Raw genomic sequence first — 17,216 nt, 5'->3', positions numbered from 1 at the left:
CCCAGTGCCCTTCCACTATTTGGAGTCTGCAGCGGATCCGCGCGTCTCCGATTACACCAACCTGACAGACGTTCACCTCCGCAAGCTTCGCGAGCCGGCTGAAGGCCTGTATATTGCAGAATCATCACGCGTCCTGCGCCGTGCCCTGGCAGCTGGGCACCAGCCGCGGTCCTTTTTCCTTGCGGAGAAATGGGCTGATGATCTCGCGGACGTCTTCGATCAGTTCCCGGATGTTCCTGCCTATGTTGGCAGCGCGCAGCTGCTCGAGGAGATCACAGGGTTCCATCTGCACCGGGGGGCGATGGCTGCCATGCACCGCCCTGCCCCGTTGGCGCTTGCGGACCTGCTGTCCGGTGCCAGGCGTGTGGCTGTTCTGGAAGACATTGTGGACCACACAAATGTGGGGGCTATCTTCCGGTCGGCAGCGGCACTGGACATCGACGCTGTCCTCATTTCTCCCCGCTGCGGCGATCCGCTGTACCGTCGGAGCGTCCGTGTCAGCATGGGTACCGTATTCCAGGTCCCGTGGGTGCGGTTGGGTCAGTGGCCGCAGGACCTGGAGGTCCTGCGCAGCAGTGGGTTTACTGTCGCCGCACTGGAACTGACAGACGACGCTGTAGACGTTGACGTCCTGGCCGCATCCCAACCGGAGCGCCTGGCACTGGTCCTTGGCACCGAAGGGGCTGGGATGAGTCCTGCAACGCTTGCCGCAGTGGACTGCACCGTGAGGATACCCATGCGGGCCGGCGTGGATTCACTCAATGTGGCAGCGGCCTCGGCGGTCGCCTTCTGGGAACTCAGGCCCCGGACCTGATCTGGTGCCGGGGCCGGTATGGGTCCCGCAGCTTTTTGGGCTAGTATTGAAAGCTGGTCTACAGCACTGCGAGGATTTGTTCCAGCGGTGCAGGCCATTCCATTCATACTTGGCAGCTGGCCAAATCCAGCGCCGCGAACAAAGGCCCCATGATGAAGTCTGATATCCACCCGAAGTACCAAGCGGTTGTCTTCAACGACCTCGCTTCCGGCACCAAGTTCCTGACCAAGTCCACCGTTGGTTCCAAGAAGACCATCGAGTGGGAAGACGGTAACACCTACCCGGTCATCGACGTCGAAATCTCCTCCGAGTCGCACCCGTTCTACACGGGCAAGCAGCGCATCATGGACTCCGCTGGACGCGTCGAGCGCTTCAACGCACGCTTCAAGGGCTTCGGCGGCAAGAAGTAACATCTTCGCCCAGCCTTAGAGAAGGCCCGCACCGGAAACGGTGCGGGCCTTCTCTCATTTGGAGATAAAATCCACTACGGGGACCATGGGAGTATGACCTTCGATCCGCATGCTGCAGTCCTCCATCCCACCGTTACCCAGGAATCCGGCCCCTCGGCTGCTGATATCCCCGCCCTGCATGGGGAGTACAAGGTTCCTGGCGGAAAACTCGTTGTGGTTGACCTGAATGTCAGTGACGGAATACTCCGGGATGTCTCCGTCAGTGGCGACTTTTTTCTTGATCCCGACGAAGCCCTGGAACTAATTAACGCGGCACTGACCGGGATGCCTGCTGAGGCGTCTGCCAGCCAACTGGCGGATGCTGTGACGGCGGCCATGCCTCCGGAAGCCGTGCTCTTCGGCTTCTCGGCAGCCGCCGTCGCCATTACCGTCCGGCGCGCGCTGTCCAAGGCCACCAGCTGGAGCGATCACAGCTGGGACATCATCATGCCCACGGTCCTGCCTACGGCCGTCAACGTTGCCCTGGACGAGGTCCTCACCGAAGAGGTGGGCAGTGGAAACCGGAATCCCACCCTGCGCTTCTGGGACTGGGAAGAACCGTCAGTGGTGATTGGCAGTTTTCAGTCCGTCCGGAACGAGGTTGATCCGGCCGGCGTTGCCGCCAATGGAATCAGTGTCGTGCGGCGGGTCAGCGGTGGGGGAGCCATGTTCATGGAGGCCGGCAACTGCATCACGTACTCGATTTACGTGCCACAGACGCTCGTGGACGGCCTCAGTTTCGCTGACTCCTATGCTTTCCTGGACGCCTGGGTGATGGCGGCCTTGGAGAAGCTGGGCATCCAGGCGTTCTATGTTCCACTCAATGACATTGCAACAGACCAGGGAAAGATTGGCGGAGCTGCCCAAAAACGCCTGGCCAATGGCGCAATGTTGCACCACGTCACCATGAGCTACGACATCGACGCCGACAAAATGGTTGACGTGCTGCGGATCGGCAAGGAAAAACTTTCCGACAAAGGGACACGCAGCGCCAAAAAGCGGGTTGATCCGCTGCGGCGCCAGACCGGATTGGCTCGTGAGGCCATCATCGAGGCCATTGCGGAGGTCTTCACGGAACGGTACGAGGCCACGGCTACCGAACTCTCACAGCAGGAGCTTGACGACGCCGCGCGCCGCGTCGCGGAGAAGTTCGGCACCGAGGAATGGCTCTACCGCGTCCCGTAGCGCCGCCAGCTCCAATCGCCTGCGGCTGTCAGCTGTCGCGGTCGGCAGCCTGGGCTGTTAACGAACGGCGCAGGTGATCACGCTGTTCGATGATGATCCGCCGCAGTGCCCGGGGGGCAGCATGGTTCTCGCTAAGCCAGGTATCCGTGGCGAGGAGGACAGGGTCTTGGTCAACGGCCTTGTCTTCGCCAAGGTCCTGTCCTGAGGGGAACAGCCCGCGGACAATGCGGCTGGCGATCTCGATACTGCGGTCCGACCAGACGCCACCGAGCATGGCGAAGTACGCCGGAACATAGTCGGCAAGCATTGATGACGGCGCAGTGGTGAAGCCCGCGATCGTGGCGCTGAGCAACTGGTTGGAAAGATCCGTTGAATGGACGGCGGCATCCCAGGCAGCAGCCTTGACCGCCGGATCGGGCCGTGCTGCGAGAGCTGAGGTGTACCCGGCACGGCCGGAAGCCGTTGTGTCGGCTGCCAGTTCGGCGCTGAGCTCATCCGTCGTAGCCTGGCCGTGGGCAGCAAGGGCGTGCCAGAAACTCCAGCGGAGCTCCTGGTCCACCACCAATCCGTGAGTTGGTGCCGTGCCATCCAGCAACCCCCGCAGCAAGGGCAGGGAAGATGTCTCTGTGCGGCTCAGCGGGCCAAGGAGCCGTGCCCAGGCAAGCTGTGCATCAGACCCTGGATTGGCTATGGCGAGTTGTTCTGTAGCGCTGGTCAGCAGTTTTGCCCGCAAGGCATCGCGGTGGGCGGCACTGGTGTAGTGCTCGACGGCGGTGGAGGCGTTCTCGAGGATATTCAGCAGGACGCCCACGCCGTCCTCCGAGGGAGCAAAACGGCACACGGCATCGACGTAGAGGGGGGCGGGAGTTACCGCATCCCTTGCGGAGTTCCACAGTGCAGTCCAGGACAGCGCCCGGGCCATGGGATCGGTCAGTGACCCCAGCGCCGAGCGCACCGTGGCATCTGATCGGGGATCGAGCCGGACCTTGGCGTAGGTCAGGTCCTCATCGTTGAGCAGCAGGAGGTCTGCCTGTTTCATTCCCACCAGTGCAGGTACGTCCGTGGCGTCACCGCTCACGTCAATTTCGAGACTCTCAGTGCGAGTCAATGCACCGTCGTCCGCCCGCCTGTACAGCCCAATGCGTACACGGTGCGGCCGGTGTGCAGCGTGGCCGGTGACTGGGTCAGTCGCGTCCTGGTGGACGACGGCGGAACTGTACCGGCCGCCGTCGTCCACTGCTGTGGTCAGGTACAGGGTCGAGATCCCGGAGGTCTGCAGCCAGGAAGCGGCCCAGTCATCGAGGTCCCGGCCAGACGAGGCGCTAAGTGCCCGGAGCAGATCCTTCAGTGTGGTGTTGGAATAGGCGTGGTCGCGGAAGTACTGACGGGAGCCAGCAACGAAGGCCTCGAATCCCACGTACGCCACCAGCTGCTTGAGGACAGAGGCACCTTTGGCGTAGGTGATGCCGTCGAAGTTCTGCTTGGCAGCCTCCAGGTCCGGGATGTCCGCAACGATGGGATGCGTGGTGGGCAGCTGGTCCTGGACGTAGGCCCACGCCTTGCGCTTGTTGGCAAAGTTGACCCAGGCCGTGTCCCAGTCGGTGGCGCTGTCCACGCCCAAAGTACCCATGAAATCGGCAAATGATTCTTTGAGCCACAAATCATCCCACCACGCCATGGTGACGAGGTCCCCGAACCACATGTGGGCCATTTCGTGCAGCAGGGTGTTGGCACGTGCCTGGTACTGGGAGTCAGTTGCCCGCGAGGTGAAGACATATGCCTCGGTGAAAGTGACGAGGCCCGGGTTTTCCATGGCGCCAAGGTTGTATTCGGGAACAAAGGCCTGATCGTATTTTCCCCACGGGTAGGGGAAATCAAAGAGGGTGTTGAAGAATTCGAGTCCCTGCTTGGTGAGGGAAAAAAGGGTCTCCGGATCAAATGATTCGGACAGCGAAGCCCTACAGTAAAGAGCTAGCGGGACCTCCAGCTGCGTACCGTCCGGGGCCGTTCTGCTCCAGTGATCCACGGCCCTGAAATAGGGTCCGGCTAGAACAGTGGTGATATAGGTGGACATCGACAGGGTGGGGGCGAAGTCCCAGCGGCTGGTGGCGGGATCACTTGTCAGGACAGTCCTTGCCACTTCGGTGCCGTTCGAGGCTACATGCCAGCCTGATGGTGCCATCACATGGAAAGTGAACTCGGCCTTGAGGTCGGGCTGTTCGAAGTTGGCAAAGACTCGTCGGGCGTCAGCTGGCTCATACTGCGTGTACAGGTAGCACTGGCCATCAGCTGGATCGACGAATCGGTGCATGCCTTCGCCCGAGCGGCTGTAGAGTGCGGTCCCGGTGACAGTGACCTGGTTTTCTTCCTGAAGGTTATCGAGGCGGATCCGTGAACCATCAACGGCGTCCGCGACGGAGATGCTTTTGCCGTTGAGGAAGATGCTGTGGACATCCCCACCAATGAAGTCCACGAACGTTGATGCGCCGGGCTCTGACGCTGCGAAAGAGATGACGCTGCGGCTGGGATAGCCCGCCACCTCGGGGTCAGTGGCGTGCCGGACGTCAAGGGAAACGTCGTAGCTGTGGGTGGTGATCAGGGCGGAGCGGTGGGCGGCTTCATCGCGCCCCAGATTCTGGTTTGACACCCAGCTATCTAATCACGGCCTCAGGCGAGCATCAGGTGGGCAGCTCCGAGGCCCAGGCCAGCCATGAGCAGCCAGGACACGAGTGCAGCATAAAGTGCGCGGGGACCGGTACCCAGCAACTCCCGGACCCTTACTGCCGAGCCAAGGCCAAAGAGGGCCGCACCCAGCAGGATGTCCTGCAGGATGGCGCCAGCAGCCAGCACGGACTCTGGCAACCATCCAGTGGACCGTACTGCCACCATGAGCAGGAAACCCACAATGAACAAGGGGACAAGGGGCGGTTGCTTGGCCGCATCAGAGCCACCGTTGGCACGTGCGCTGCCAGCGGCTCCCACGCGGTTAAGACTCCACCGCTGATGCAGGCCAGCCAGGGCTACGACTGGCGCCAGGAGAATCACCCGGCTGAGCTTGACGATCACCGCTAGTGACAGGGCCGCAGCCCCAGCAGTCTGTGCCGTAGCCACCACCTGCCCGACGTCGTGGACCGACGCCCCCGTCCAGGCGCCAAAGAGTTCGGGCGTGAGGCCCAGTGGCTGCATCAACAGCGGAAGTACCCCGATCGCTAGCGTTCCACAGAGCGTGACCATCGCAACGGGCAGGACAGTATCCGCGTGCCGGATCCTGCGTACTGCAGCCATGGCGCCAATGGCAGAGGCTCCGCAGATGGAAAATCCCGTGGCTATCAACAGGGAGACGGGCTCCGGCAATCGGAACAGTCTGCAGATGGCGTACGTTCCTGCAAAGCCCAACAGCACCACGGTGAGGATCAGGAGCAACGCAACCCATCCCAGGTCAAGGACGTCCACCACACTGACTTTCAGGCCAAGAACCACGATGCCGGCGCGCATCAGCGTTTTGCCGGCGACGTTGAGCCCGGGCCGTCCGATGCCACCCACCAGTCCTGCCGCCGGCGGAATGTTGGCTGCCAACAGACCAAGGCCTACAGCTGCAGTCATAGCCGGCAGCGCAGGGAACAGTGCGTGCAGGCTGAACGCCAGAGCAACGGCAACGGCGGCGGCGCTGAGTCCGGGCAGGAGAGAGCGGAAATTCTTGGCGGGCACCTCCCAACTGTGCAGTATCCGGAGCCGGAATACCCAACTGGGGCCGGAGGAGCAACACGCCCCAGAGCTAGATGGTAATGAATTTGAAACAAAAAGATGGTTGTCTGGTTTACATGTCAGACCTATTCGAGGATTACTCCGCTGCCGCAGGTAAATCGGGAGCCTATGACGAGATGTTCGCCCCGGGGCAAAGCGTCAGGCAGTCGTATACACAGGTTGCCGATACTCTTGCCGAACTTTCGCTCGCCGATGTCAGCGCCCGTGCCGACTCCATGGCCAGGACATTCCTGGACCGCGGCGTAACGTTCGATTTTGCCGGTGAAGAACGTCCGTTCCCGCTAGATATTGTGCCGCGTGTCATTCCCGCAGATGAGTGGGACGTCCTTGAGCGCGGCGTTGCCCAGCGCGTGCGTGCACTGGAGGCGTTCCTGGCCGATGTGTACGACAAAATGACTGTGGTGGCGGACGGTGTCATCCCGCGCAGCCTGGTGACTACCAGCGCACACTTCCACCGTGCGGTGCAGGGTTTTGAACCCGCAGGCGGGGTACGGGTGCACATTTCCGGGATTGACGTGGTCCGCGACGCAGCAGGTACGTTCAGGGTCCTTGAGGACAACGTGCGGGTTCCTTCCGGCGTCAGCTACGTGCTTGAAAATCGTCGCGCCATGGCAAAGGGCCTGCCTGAGGCTTTCGGACAACAACTGATCCGGCCCGTCGAGGAATATCCGCGACGGCTCCTGTCAGCCCTGCGCAAAACTGCACCGTCAGGCGTGGACGATCCGGTGGTCGTGGTGCTGACCCCAGGTGTTTTTAACAGTGCCTACTTCGAGCACACCCTCCTAGCGGGCCTTATGGGCGTTGAACTCGTTGAGGGCCGCGACCTGATCTGCCGCGGCAACCGGGTTTACATGCGCACCACGGCCGGTGAGCAGCGCGTGGACGTCATCTACAAGCGCATTGACGACGAGTTCCTGGACCCGCTGCAGTTCCGTTCCGATTCGATGCTGGGCTGCCCTGGGCTGGTCAATGCGGCCCGTGCCGGGGGAGTCACCATTGCGAACGCAGTGGGCAACGGTGTGGCAGACGACAAACTCGTCTACAGCTATGTTCCTGACCTGATCAGGTACTACCTCAGCGAAGAACCAGTCATCGCGAATGTGGATACGTTCCGGCTGGAAGAGAAGGACGCGCGCGAGTACGTCCTGGACAACCTCGCGGAGTTGGTGGTCAAGCCCGTTGACGGTTCCGGTGGCAAGGGCCTGGTGATTGGCCCGGACGCAACCCGGGATGAACTGGCAGCCCTGCGTAGCCGCGTCATCGCCGATCCGCGGGGATGGATAGCCCAACCAGTCCTGCAGCTCTCCACAGTCCCTACGCTCAGCGGCGACAAATTTGGTCCCCGACACGTTGACCTGCGGCCCTTTGCCGTGAACGACGGCGACGACGTCTGGGTGCTCCCCGGCGGCCTGACCCGGGTGGCACTGAAGGAAGGGTCGCTCATTGTGAACTCCAGCCAGGGCGGCGGCTCAAAGGATACGTGGGTCCTGGCGGATTCACCGCAGGTACCCGTGGAGCGCGTGCCTAGGCAATCCATCACTGTCCGCGACCGTGTCTCGGTCTGGCCGGTCGAAAGCAACTGGCGCGATCGAGCGTCCGAGCAGCAGCAGTGACAACGCCGTTGCCGCCCATTCATCCACCCACGCTGGACTCCCAGGAGGTAGCCACGAATGCTTAGCCGTATTGCTGAGTCCCTGTTCTGGATTGGCCGTTATGTTGAACGCGCCGACGGTACTGCCCGGATCCTTGACGTCCACCTCGAACGCCTGAACCACCTGCCCATGGATGAGCGGCGAAGCGTCGCCCAAGAGCTCCTGGCCGTCATGGGTGGTCGGTCCGACAGCGAGGACTTTGGCCTGCCGGAATTGCTCCACGCCCTGGCATATGACAAGACGAGCGCCACGTCTATTGCAGGCTCGCTTGGTGCGGCCCGGGAAAATGCACGCCGTGCCCGCGAGACAGTGTCCTCTGGTCTGTGGGAAAGCCTCAACACCACGTATTACGGCCTTAACCAGCACCGCAAGGACGTGGTGGGGACGTACAGGTACTGCAATTGGGTCCTGGAGCGCACTGCCATGGTCAGCGGCCTTGCAGACACCACTGTCAGCCATGACGAAAGCTGGCTGTTCCTGATGTTGGGGCGCTCCCTGGAGCGTGCCGATATGACAGCCCGGATGCTGAGCACGCGTGATGTCCTCAGTGCGGGAATGTCCTGGGTCAACATGCTTCGCTGTGCGGGGGCCTACGAGTCGTTCCTGCGCACCCGACGTGCAGCGTTCGGAGACCAGCATGCGGCTGAGTTCCTGCTGCTGGACAGGCTTTTCCCCCGCTCGATCGTCTACGCGCTGCGCGATGCCGACGAGGCGCTGGCCAAACTCGACCCGTCGGCGCAGCGTGTGGGTTTCATCAACGATGCCCGTCGCATTGTTGGCCAGGCGCGGACCTTCCTGGAGTTCCACCGCACCGACGACCTCATGTCTGAGCTCCCGGAACACATGGAACGGGTCCAGAAGGCGGTCTCCGAGGCCTCCGACGCCATTTCCCGTAAGTACTTCAATCAGGCAGATGAACTTGCCTGGGTGGGAGAAGTTTCATGAGCAGGCTCAGTATTGCCCACCGCACGGCATACAAGTACAACCGGCGGGTCACCCTGTCCTATAACGAGGCCCGGATGACGCCACTCTCTGATGCCCAGCAGGTGGTCCTCGAATCGGCGGTGAAAGTCTCGCCCACCCAGGCAGCCGTGAGCACCTACCGCGACTACTGGGGAACCCGGGTCACCGCCTTCGATATGCAGATGCCGCACGATCACCTGGAAGTGATTTCCAGTATCACTGTTGAGGTGCACAGGTCTGAACGGACCCCCGCGGAAGCTGACATCGTTGGCTGGGACGTGATGACCTCTGATGAGGTGACAGACCGTTTCAGCGACTGGGTTCCGCAGTCGCAGTTGACGGGGCCGGGCGAGGAAGTTTTGGCACTGATCCCGGGCGTGGTTGCCGGAAAGAACCCGCATGACGCTGCAATGGCTGTTTTTGAGTGGATGCGCGGTGAGATGACCTACATGTCGGGCTCCACCGCCGTCACAACAAATGCCGAAGAAGCGTGGGGACAACGCCAGGGTGTCTGCCAGGACCTAGCCCACCTGGCCATCGGGGCGCTGCGAAGCTGTGGTATCCCCGCACGCTATGTCTCCGGATATCTGCATCCGCGGTCATCCGCTGCCATTGGTGAAAGCGTCGCTGGCCAGTCCCACGCCTGGCTTGAATTCTGGGACGGCGACTGGCGCAGCTGGGACCCCACCAACCACAAACCGGCGGGGGACTTCCACATCACCGTGGCAAGGGGCCGGGACTATCGTGATGTGCCGCCCCTGAAGGGAATCCTCTCCGGTGGCGGCGGCTCGGATTTGTCCGTCACGGTGGAAATTACCCGCTTGGCATGACGCGGGCAGGAGGCGATGCCTGCACGCCGCGAAAAACCGGCCAGGACTACCGGCCCGGTCCCTACCAGGGACTGGGCCGGTAGTCCTTGAGGAAGACGCCGAACTGGTCCTCGCCCTGTTCACCCATCACAATGGGATCGTAGACCCTGGCTGCGCCATCGACCAGGTCAAGTGGCGCATGGAAACCTTCTTCCATCAGTCTGACCTTCGTGAAGTGTGGGCGCTCGTCAGTAATCCAGCCGGTATCAACGGCTGTCATCAGGATCCCGTCGGAATCTAGCATCTCCTGCGCGCTGGTCCTGGTCATCATATTCAGGGCTGCTTTGGCCATATTGGTGTGTGGGTGGCCGGGGCCCTTGTATGCGCGCGAGAACTGGCCCTCCATTGCTGACACGTTGACAATGTACTTGCGCGCGGCTGAAGACCGCTTCATGGCGTCACGGAGCCGGCTGACCAGCAGGAACGGCGCCGTAACGTTGCATAGCTGAACCTCAAGCATCTCCAGGGGATCGACCTCATCCACAACCTGCGTCCAACTATTGATACCCGCGAGATCCGGGACCAGGCCACCGGCATCGATTGCTGTCCCGGCCGCGATCCGCTCGAGTGACGCCGATCCGGTGGACAGCGCCAGGGATGTCACGGCGTCGCCCGCCAGGACCGGGTGGTCCATGACAGAACTTGCCAGCGCCAGGGGATGCTTGTCATGGGCGTGTCCGAAGGTCACCAGTTCCGGGCCACCGTTGGCAACGTCAAGTGCGGCAGGAAGCTCTTCGTCTTCTGCCTCGACGAGGGGCTGGTAGGCGGAGCCCGACCGCCGGACGGTCTGGGCAGCATTGTTGATGATGATGTCGAGCGCGCCGGCTTTGTTGAGGGAGTCGGTCAGCGCCATCACCTGGGATGGGTCGCGAAGGTCGATGCCCACAATCCGTAGGCGATGCAGCCAATCAGAACTGTCTTCCATGGCGGCAAAACGCCGGGCTGCGTCTTTAGGAAAGCGTGTGGTGATGGTGGTATGCGCGCCGTCGCGCAGCAGTCGAAGAGCGATATACATGCCAATCTTGGCCCGCCCACCCGTCAGGAGCGCACGCCGCCCGGTGAGATCGGTCCGGGCGTCTCGCTTGGAGTGGCTGAACGCCGCACAGTCGGGGCACAGCTGATGGTAGAAGGCATCAACCTGGGTGTAGTGCTTCTTGCAGATGTAGCAGGGCCGGGAACGAAGCAGGTGCCCTGCGATCTCGCCCGTGGCGGATGTCTCCAGTTTGTTGCCGCGGGTTTCGTCGTCAATGCGATCAGGAGCAGCTGTCGCGGTCTGGGCGATTACTGCGCGGTCAGCTTCCGCGATGAGGTCCCGCTTGGTGACCCGGCGGTGTCGTTTGACAGCCTTGAACATTTTTCCCGTGGCGCGCCGGATGGCGACGTAGTCGGGATCTTCCTCGTCATAGACGTGGATGGTGTTCAGGACTTTCAGGCACGCCTGGATTTCTTCAGGCGTGAGATCAGCAGAGCTCATTGACATGATTTTACAGGTCTGCTGTTTGTTTTCTTACCTGGCAGCAACGACGCTCCAGGCAGGCAGGTGTTGACCGGCCCATGCGGGCCGGTCAGCACCTGCGGCGGCCATCGGGGGGCTAGGCCTTGGCAGCTGCGTCTGCGTGGCTGGCGGAGACTGACTCCACGGAGTCGCGGATGTCCGGGTAACCTTCCGTTGCCGTGCGCACCGAGTCCGGTACCAGGTGCAGGTTCGCGGCGGCGAGTGCACGTTCAGCGTCGTCGGGTTCGGGTACGTGCTGTCCCTTGGAGAGGACCGTAATGCCGGAGTCCGTGACCTTGAAGCCGCGGGCCCTGTCAAGGTCGTGGTCCAGGCCAATGGTGGCCCCCGCTGGAACCTTGACGTTCTTGTCCAGGATGGCGCGCTTGATGACGGCACCGGCGCCAATGTTCACCTTGTCCATCAGGACCGAATCGATGACCCGGCTTGCCATGCCGATGTAGACATCATGGGACAGCACGGAGCCCTCCACCACGCCACCGGAGACAACAACGCCGCTGGAGACAATAGAATCCAGTGCCATGCCCACGGTGTTCTGGTCGCCTCGCACAAACTTCGCCGGTGGGGAGATACTCTGCCGCGTGTAGATCGGCCATTCGGAGTTGTACAGGTTGAACACCGGAAGCGGAGAGATCAGATCCATATGGGCATCGTAGAAGGAGTCGATGGTGCCGACATCGCGCCAGTAGGTCCTGTCCCGCTCCGTTGAACCTGGGATGTCATTGAGGGTGAAGTCGTACACGCCGGCCTGGCCCAGGTTCACGAACGAGGGGATGATGTCCCCACCCATATCGTGCTTGGTGTCCAGGCGTTCGGCATCGGCGTGCAACGCCTCGACCAGGGCGTCGGCATCAAAAACGTAGTTCCCCATGGACGCCAGGAACGCTGTGGGATCCGCGGCGAGTGCTGGCGTAGAGGACGGCTTTTCCACAAAGGCAGCAATCTTTTGGGGATCATGGGGATCTACCTCGATCACGCCGAACTGGTCTGCCATATGCAGCGGCTGACGAACAGCCGCCACCGTTGCCTTGGCTCCACTGGCAATGTGCTGCTCCACCATCTGGGCGAAGTCCATGCGGTAAACGTGGTCGGCGCCCACCACCACGACAATATCTGGATTCGCGTCATGGATCAGGTTGAGGGACTGGTAAATCGCATTGGCACTCCCGAGGAACCAGCTCTTGCCCACACGCTGCTGGGCCGGAACAGAGGCAACATAGTTCCCGAGCTGGGTGGACATGCGCCAGGTCTCGGAAATGTGCCGGTCGAGGCTGTGTGACTTGTACTGCGTCAGTACAACAATCTGCAGGTACCGGGAGTTGACAAGGTTCGACAGCGCAAAGTCGATAAGCCTGTAACTTCCGGCAAAGGGGACACCGGGCTTAGCCCGGTCTGCGGTCAGTGGCATGAGCCGATTTCCCTCGCCACCAGCGAGGACAATTGCCAGGACCTTCTTCGACACCATTGTGGTCACTCCCGTACTTCTTCGTCATGCCTTTAAAAAGATCTTCCGGTCAGCCCGGTTTGTTCACACTAGAACAGTTCTGCGCTAACGACTACCTTGGGAAGCGTGCGAATAGATATTGTGACTAAAGAGTTCCCGCCTGAGATCTACGGAGGCGCCGGTGTGCACGTTGCTGAACTGAGCAGGGTGCTTAGTAAGCACGTTGACCTGCATGTTCGTGCCTTCGGTGCGCCACGTGAGAGTGACTACCACGGCGCGACAGTGGCGTCTTACCAGGTTCCGGGTGATCTTGCCGATTCCAATCCTGCTGTGCAGACGCTGGGGGTGGATCTGCGGATTGTTCCGGATGTAGCGGGGGCGGACCTGGTGCACTCCCACACCTGGTACGCCAACATGGCCGGACATCTGGCAGCTCTCCTGCATGGAATCCCCCATGTTCTCAGCGCCCACAGCCTGGAACCCCTCAGACCGTGGAAAGCGGAGCAGCTCGGTGGCGGCTATGCAGTGTCCTCCTGGGTGGAGAAAACTGCCTATGAGGCTGCAGCGGCCATCATCGCCGTCTCGGAAGGCATGCGCCAGGATATCCTGCGCAGCTACCCGAATGTCGACCCAGCCAAGGTCAGGGTGGTTCACAACGGCATTGACGTTGAACTGTGGAAACGTGACGAGGACAGCGACGCCGTGCGGGCCCTGGGAATTGACCCTGCCAAGCCTAGCGTGGTGTTTGTTGGCCGCAACACGAGGCAGAAGGGCGTTCCCTACCTCCTGCGTGCCGCTGCCAAGCTGCCAGCCGACGTCCAGCTGGTGCTCTGCCTTGGGGCCGCTGACACTCCGGAGCTGGCCGCTGAGACGGCCCGCCTGATCGAAGAGCTCCAGCAGCAGCGCGATGGCGTCATCCTGATCGAGCGAATGCTGCCCCGCAACGAGCTCATCCAGGTACTCAGCCACGCGACAGCGTTTGCCTGCCCATCGATCTATGAACCGCTGGGCATTGTGAACCTCGAAGCCATGGCGTGCGGAGCTGCTGTCGTAGCCAGTGCAACGGGCGGTATTCCTGAGGTTGTCCAGCACAACGAGACCGGGCTGCTCGTGGAGATTGACCAGGTCACCGACGGCACCGGGACGCCACTGGACCCCGAGAAGTTTGTTACGGAGTTCGCGGCGGCGCTCACCGAGGTCGTGAAGGATCCGGAGCGTGCCCGCCGTATGGGGCAGGCAGGTCGCCGCCGCGCTGAAGAGCATTTCTCCTGGGAATCCATTACGGAAACCACCCTTGAGGTATACCGCTCGGTGCTGTGAACGGGATCGCATCCTGTCGGCGGGACCGACGGTGCAACCCCACTAGCAGGGCCCACTCGTAATCGCTGACGACGGCGGCACCCAGCTTTGGGTGCCGCCGTCATCAGTGGGTGGCTGCAGCGCACTGGCCCGCGCCACCCTTCTCCGATCAGTCCTACTTTCCGGTTGCGGCCGCAGCTTTCCTGGCCAGAAGGACCTTTTCGTCGATGGGAGCGTCACCGCGGGCACGCATGGAGCGGAAGTACTCGTGTGCTTCATCCTGGCGCATCTTTTCGGCACCTGTAGCAACGGCGGAGCGAACGTGCTCCGGCGAATAGCCAAAGGCATCCACCAGGTCCAGTGCGTGCGGCCGGATCCGGACCAGCAGCCGATTGATGTAGTCGCCAACTGTGCGTGCCCGCTGCATCGAAAGGCGTCCGTTCATGAGGTACCAGGAAAGGTTCTTTTCGATAAGGGAGAGGCCAAAGAGGTCCCGTAGCCAGGTCAGTACCTGGCGTGTTCCGTCATCAGCAACGGCAGGCAGTGCTTCGGTGAAGGCTTCCCACTGCAGAAGTTCGGCATGGGCCCGGGCAGCGTCGATAAGTTCGTTCTGGTGCTGGTTGAACAGTGCAGCGCCCTGCTCCTTGGACATTTTGTTGACCCCGCGCAGTGCGCCGCCAACATCAGCCACCATTGTCTGTACCCTGTCGGTCAGGAGGGCGCGCTGGCCGTCCTCGTCGCGGAGGGCCAGCGCTGCCTTCTGGACGCTACCGGTGTCAGCAACAAACTGCGCTACCTGCCGCAGGCCGGTTCGGTGGACAGCGGCGCCTGCAGCCTGGCCCACAACGTACCGGGCCAGAACTCCCACGTCCACGCCGCGGAATTCCTTGGCATAGTCGGCAAGGAGCCGTTTGGCCACCAACTGCAGCAGTACTGTGTTGTCGCCTTCAAACGTGACATACACATCGAGGTCCGCGCGGAGGGAAGCGAACCGGTTCTCGATCAGGAACCCGGCACCGCCGCAGGCTTCGCGGCATTCCTGGAGTGTGTCCAGGGCGTGCCACGTACTCAGCGGCTTAAAAGCTGCGGCCAGGGTTTCCAGATCCTGTCGGTCTGCATCCGTGTCGTGCGCACCGGAAAAGACATCGTCAAACTTCGTCAGTAGTTTTTCGTGTGCAAAACTTGCCGCGTACGTGGTGGCCAGGCGGGTAAAGAGCCGACGTTGATGCCGCTGGTAGTCCAGCAGTACCTCTTCCTCAATGGCTGATGATGCATTAAACTGCCGACGCTCCGTGGAGTACTGGATGGCGGCCTTGAGGGAAATCTTCGCAGCCGCTACTGCCGCTCCGTCCAAGGAAACCCTGCCCTGGACAAGGGTTCCGAGCATGGTGAAGAACCGCCGCCCAGGACTTGCAATGGGGGAGTCATATGTTCCATCCGCGGCAACGCTGCCGTACCGGTCCAGAAGGTCGGTGCGGGGAATCCTTACGTGACTGAAGTGCAACCGCCCGTTGTCAATACCGTTTAGGCCGCCTTTGACGCCGTCATCCTCGCCGCCGATGCCCGGCATGAATTCCTTCGTCTGTGGATCGCGGAGATCAACGTAGAAGGCATGGACGCCATGGTTCACGTCCCGGGTAACCAGCTGGGCGAAAACAACCGCGCCGAGGCCATCAATTGCCGCGTTGCCAATATAGTCCTTCCAGGCCGCCCGGAAGGGGGTGTGCAGGACAAACTCTTCGGTATCGGGGTGGTATGTAGCTGTGGTGGCAATGCTGGCGACATCCGATCCATGCCCCGTCTCGGTCATGGCAAAGCAGCCGGGAATATCCATATTCATAATGCCCGGCAGCCACTTTTTATGGTGCTCGGCCGTTCCCAGGTGCATTACCGCAGAGCCGAACAGGCCCCACTGGACACCGGCTTTGATCTGCAGGGAGGGGTCCGCTGTGACGAGTTCCTCAAACCCCGCGATGTTGCCCCCATGGTCATCGTTGCCGCCCAGGGAAGCCGGGAAGGCCCTATGCACCGCATTGTTTTCCACCAGGAAGTTGAGCTGCTCAAACGTGCGCTGGCGGTGTTCGGTATGTGTCTGGCCCTCAATCTTGTGCAGCTCGGGCTTGGCGGCAAGGGCACGCGCCTGGCGGCGCACGTCAGCCCACTTTCCCAGCAGCTGTTCGCCGAGTGCTGCGACGTCCACGGTGGGCGTGGGCACCGAATGGGCAGCCGACACTGGTTTCCGGCCGCGCTCACTTGAGGTGGTGGTGCCCTTGGTGCCGCGGGTACGGCCCGGCTTTGTCTCGGCAGGGTTCCTCTGGCTGGAAACTTGCGTCATGTCACTGCCCTTCATTGGTTCTGGACTTTGGTGGGATTGTCTTTTGAGCTGGCGGAGGTGTCAAGATCGGGAGCAACGCCCAAACAGAGCCAAGCGGTGATCTGCCGGGCCATGGCCTCGTGATCGGGTTTGGTCGCAGACGGGGCGGCGCTCAGCCAGAGCTCACCGGCATTGCGCACCATGCCAATTGCTGCCGTGGGCCAGTAGCTAAGCACCGAATCACCGTGCGGTGTGCCAGCTAGCAGTGCACGCATTGGTCCGGCAATCATGGCGCAGATTTCATCGAAAAAATGCCCCAGTGCCGTTGGGCTGGCTGACGTGTCGGCTTTTTTCCCCTGGTCCCGGTTCTGGCTGCCTGCCGGATACGGGGAATCTCCCGCTGCGGTAACAAAGGTGTAGACCCGGGGGCTGGTTTGGGCCATCTGCAGGTAGGCGGACACCATTGCATGAATGCCCTGGCGGGGTGTCTGGGCGGCCTGCGCGGCGTCTGCGATCTTGCGCTGCATCTGGAGCAGGACAACTTCTCCCACGGCTTGCTGCAGCCCAGCCTTGTCCCCGAAGTACCTGTAGAAGACGGACTTCGACGTGGCACAGGATGCGGCGATGTCTTCCATGGACGCATCGCTCCCCAAAGCATGCACCGCACCCCGTGCTGCTTTGATCAACTCACGACGTCGTTCCTCGCGGTGGGTATCCCAGCGCGTTGATCTGCCGTCAGGGCTGTCCAGGGGTGCCGTGCCAGCTGGTGCGGTAGGTGCTGCTCTATCCCTCGTCTCGTTCACGATACCCAGCGTATCAGGTACGCTGGGTATCGATAACTTGATTCCCAGCATGAGGAGATCCACGTGTCCGCTGCAGGACTGTCCGCCCACAGCACCCAGGAACCAACCGGCCACGGCCCGGTATCCAGTACCCCAGGCAACCCGGC

At 61.7% G+C, this 17,216-nt stretch carries 13 protein-coding genes; 7 read left to right on the top strand and 6 right to left on the bottom strand.

The annotated features are described in order from the left end of the window. The first annotated feature begins 4 nt into the window (after window positions 1–4). From QMG79_RS06515 to lplAB, 3 genes are all read left to right on the top strand, one after another. Window positions 5–814: a TrmH family RNA methyltransferase gene (locus QMG79_RS06515; RefSeq protein WP_283537762.1), complete on the top strand. Its 810-nt coding sequence runs from the start codon at window positions 5–7 to the stop codon at window positions 812–814. Window positions 815–966: 152 nt separating this feature from the next. After that, window positions 967–1,224 (top strand): type B 50S ribosomal protein L31, encoded by a 258-nt coding sequence (locus QMG79_RS06510; RefSeq protein ID WP_283538025.1) that lies wholly within the window; start codon window positions 967–969, stop codon window positions 1,222–1,224. Between the two features lie 93 nt (window positions 1,225–1,317). Further along, a complete protein-coding gene (gene lplAB, locus QMG79_RS06505) occupies window positions 1,318–2,448 on the top strand; it encodes a lipoate-protein ligase LplAB (RefSeq protein ID WP_283537761.1) in 1,131 nt (376 codons plus the stop codon). A 28-nt stretch (window positions 2,449–2,476) separates the two neighbouring features. On the opposite strand, the gene pepN is transcribed toward lplAB, so the two are convergent. Further along, entirely contained in the window at window positions 2,477–5,095 is a 2,619-nt protein-coding gene (gene pepN / locus QMG79_RS06500; protein ID WP_283537760.1) for an aminopeptidase N, read from the bottom strand. 20 nt (window positions 5,096–5,115) lie between these two features. Then, a complete protein-coding gene (locus tag QMG79_RS06495; RefSeq protein WP_502934705.1) occupies window positions 5,116–6,156 on the bottom strand; it encodes a YeiH family protein in 1,041 nt (346 codons plus the stop codon). A 113-nt stretch (window positions 6,157–6,269) separates the two neighbouring features. Here QMG79_RS06495 and QMG79_RS06490 point away from each other — a divergent pair, with 113 nt between their 5' ends. From QMG79_RS06490 to QMG79_RS06480, 3 genes are read left to right on the top strand one after another with little or no spacing between them, the layout of a single operon-like run. Beyond that, the gene (locus QMG79_RS06490; RefSeq protein WP_283537759.1) at window positions 6,270–7,826 is read left to right on the top strand and encodes a circularly permuted type 2 ATP-grasp protein; all 1,557 of its coding nucleotides are present in this window, start codon (window positions 6,270–6,272) and stop codon (window positions 7,824–7,826) included. A 57-nt stretch (window positions 7,827–7,883) separates the two neighbouring features. Further along, window positions 7,884–8,810, top strand: a complete 927-nt coding sequence (locus tag QMG79_RS06485) for an alpha-E domain-containing protein (RefSeq protein WP_283537758.1) — start codon at window positions 7,884–7,886, stop codon at window positions 8,808–8,810. Further along, window positions 8,807–9,658 (top strand): transglutaminase family protein, encoded by an 852-nt coding sequence (locus QMG79_RS06480; protein WP_283537757.1) that lies wholly within the window; start codon window positions 8,807–8,809, stop codon window positions 9,656–9,658. The genes QMG79_RS06485 and QMG79_RS06480 overlap by 4 nt, the downstream gene beginning before the upstream one ends. A gap of 61 nt (window positions 9,659–9,719) precedes the next feature. Here the strand turns inward: QMG79_RS06480 and QMG79_RS06475 are convergent, their stop codons facing one another. Beyond that, window positions 9,720–11,171: an SDR family NAD(P)-dependent oxidoreductase gene (locus QMG79_RS06475; protein ID WP_283537756.1), complete on the bottom strand. Its 1,452-nt coding sequence runs from the start codon at window positions 11,169–11,171 to the stop codon at window positions 9,720–9,722. A gap of 118 nt (window positions 11,172–11,289) precedes the next feature. Beyond that, window positions 11,290–12,675 carry a glucose-1-phosphate adenylyltransferase gene (gene glgC, locus QMG79_RS06470; protein ID WP_283538023.1) on the bottom strand — a complete coding sequence of 462 codons (1,386 nt, stop codon included), beginning with the start codon at window positions 12,673–12,675 and terminating at the stop codon, window positions 11,290–11,292. Window positions 12,676–12,780: 105 nt separating this feature from the next. Between glgC and glgA the strand changes: the two genes are divergently transcribed. Further along, window positions 12,781–13,974 (top strand): glycogen synthase, encoded by a 1,194-nt coding sequence (glgA, locus tag QMG79_RS06465; RefSeq protein ID WP_283537755.1) that lies wholly within the window; start codon window positions 12,781–12,783, stop codon window positions 13,972–13,974. A gap of 154 nt (window positions 13,975–14,128) precedes the next feature. Here the strand turns inward: glgA and QMG79_RS06460 are convergent, their stop codons facing one another. Beyond that, window positions 14,129–16,288, bottom strand: a complete 2,160-nt coding sequence (locus tag QMG79_RS06460) for an acyl-CoA dehydrogenase family protein (protein ID WP_283537754.1) — start codon at window positions 16,286–16,288, stop codon at window positions 14,129–14,131. Window positions 16,289–16,299: 11 nt separating this feature from the next. Continuing rightward, the gene (locus QMG79_RS06455) at window positions 16,300–17,070 is read right to left on the bottom strand and encodes a TetR/AcrR family transcriptional regulator (RefSeq protein WP_283537753.1); all 771 of its coding nucleotides are present in this window, start codon (window positions 17,068–17,070) and stop codon (window positions 16,300–16,302) included. Between the last annotated feature and the right edge of the window lie 146 nt (window positions 17,071–17,216).

The sequence above is a fragment of the Pseudarthrobacter sp. PS3-L1 genome, from assembly GCF_030063285.1.
Lineage (GTDB): Bacteria > Actinomycetota > Actinomycetes > Actinomycetales > Micrococcaceae > Arthrobacter.
The sequence above is the reverse complement of the archived record's forward strand: the minus strand, read 5'-3'. Positions and strand labels throughout refer to the sequence as shown.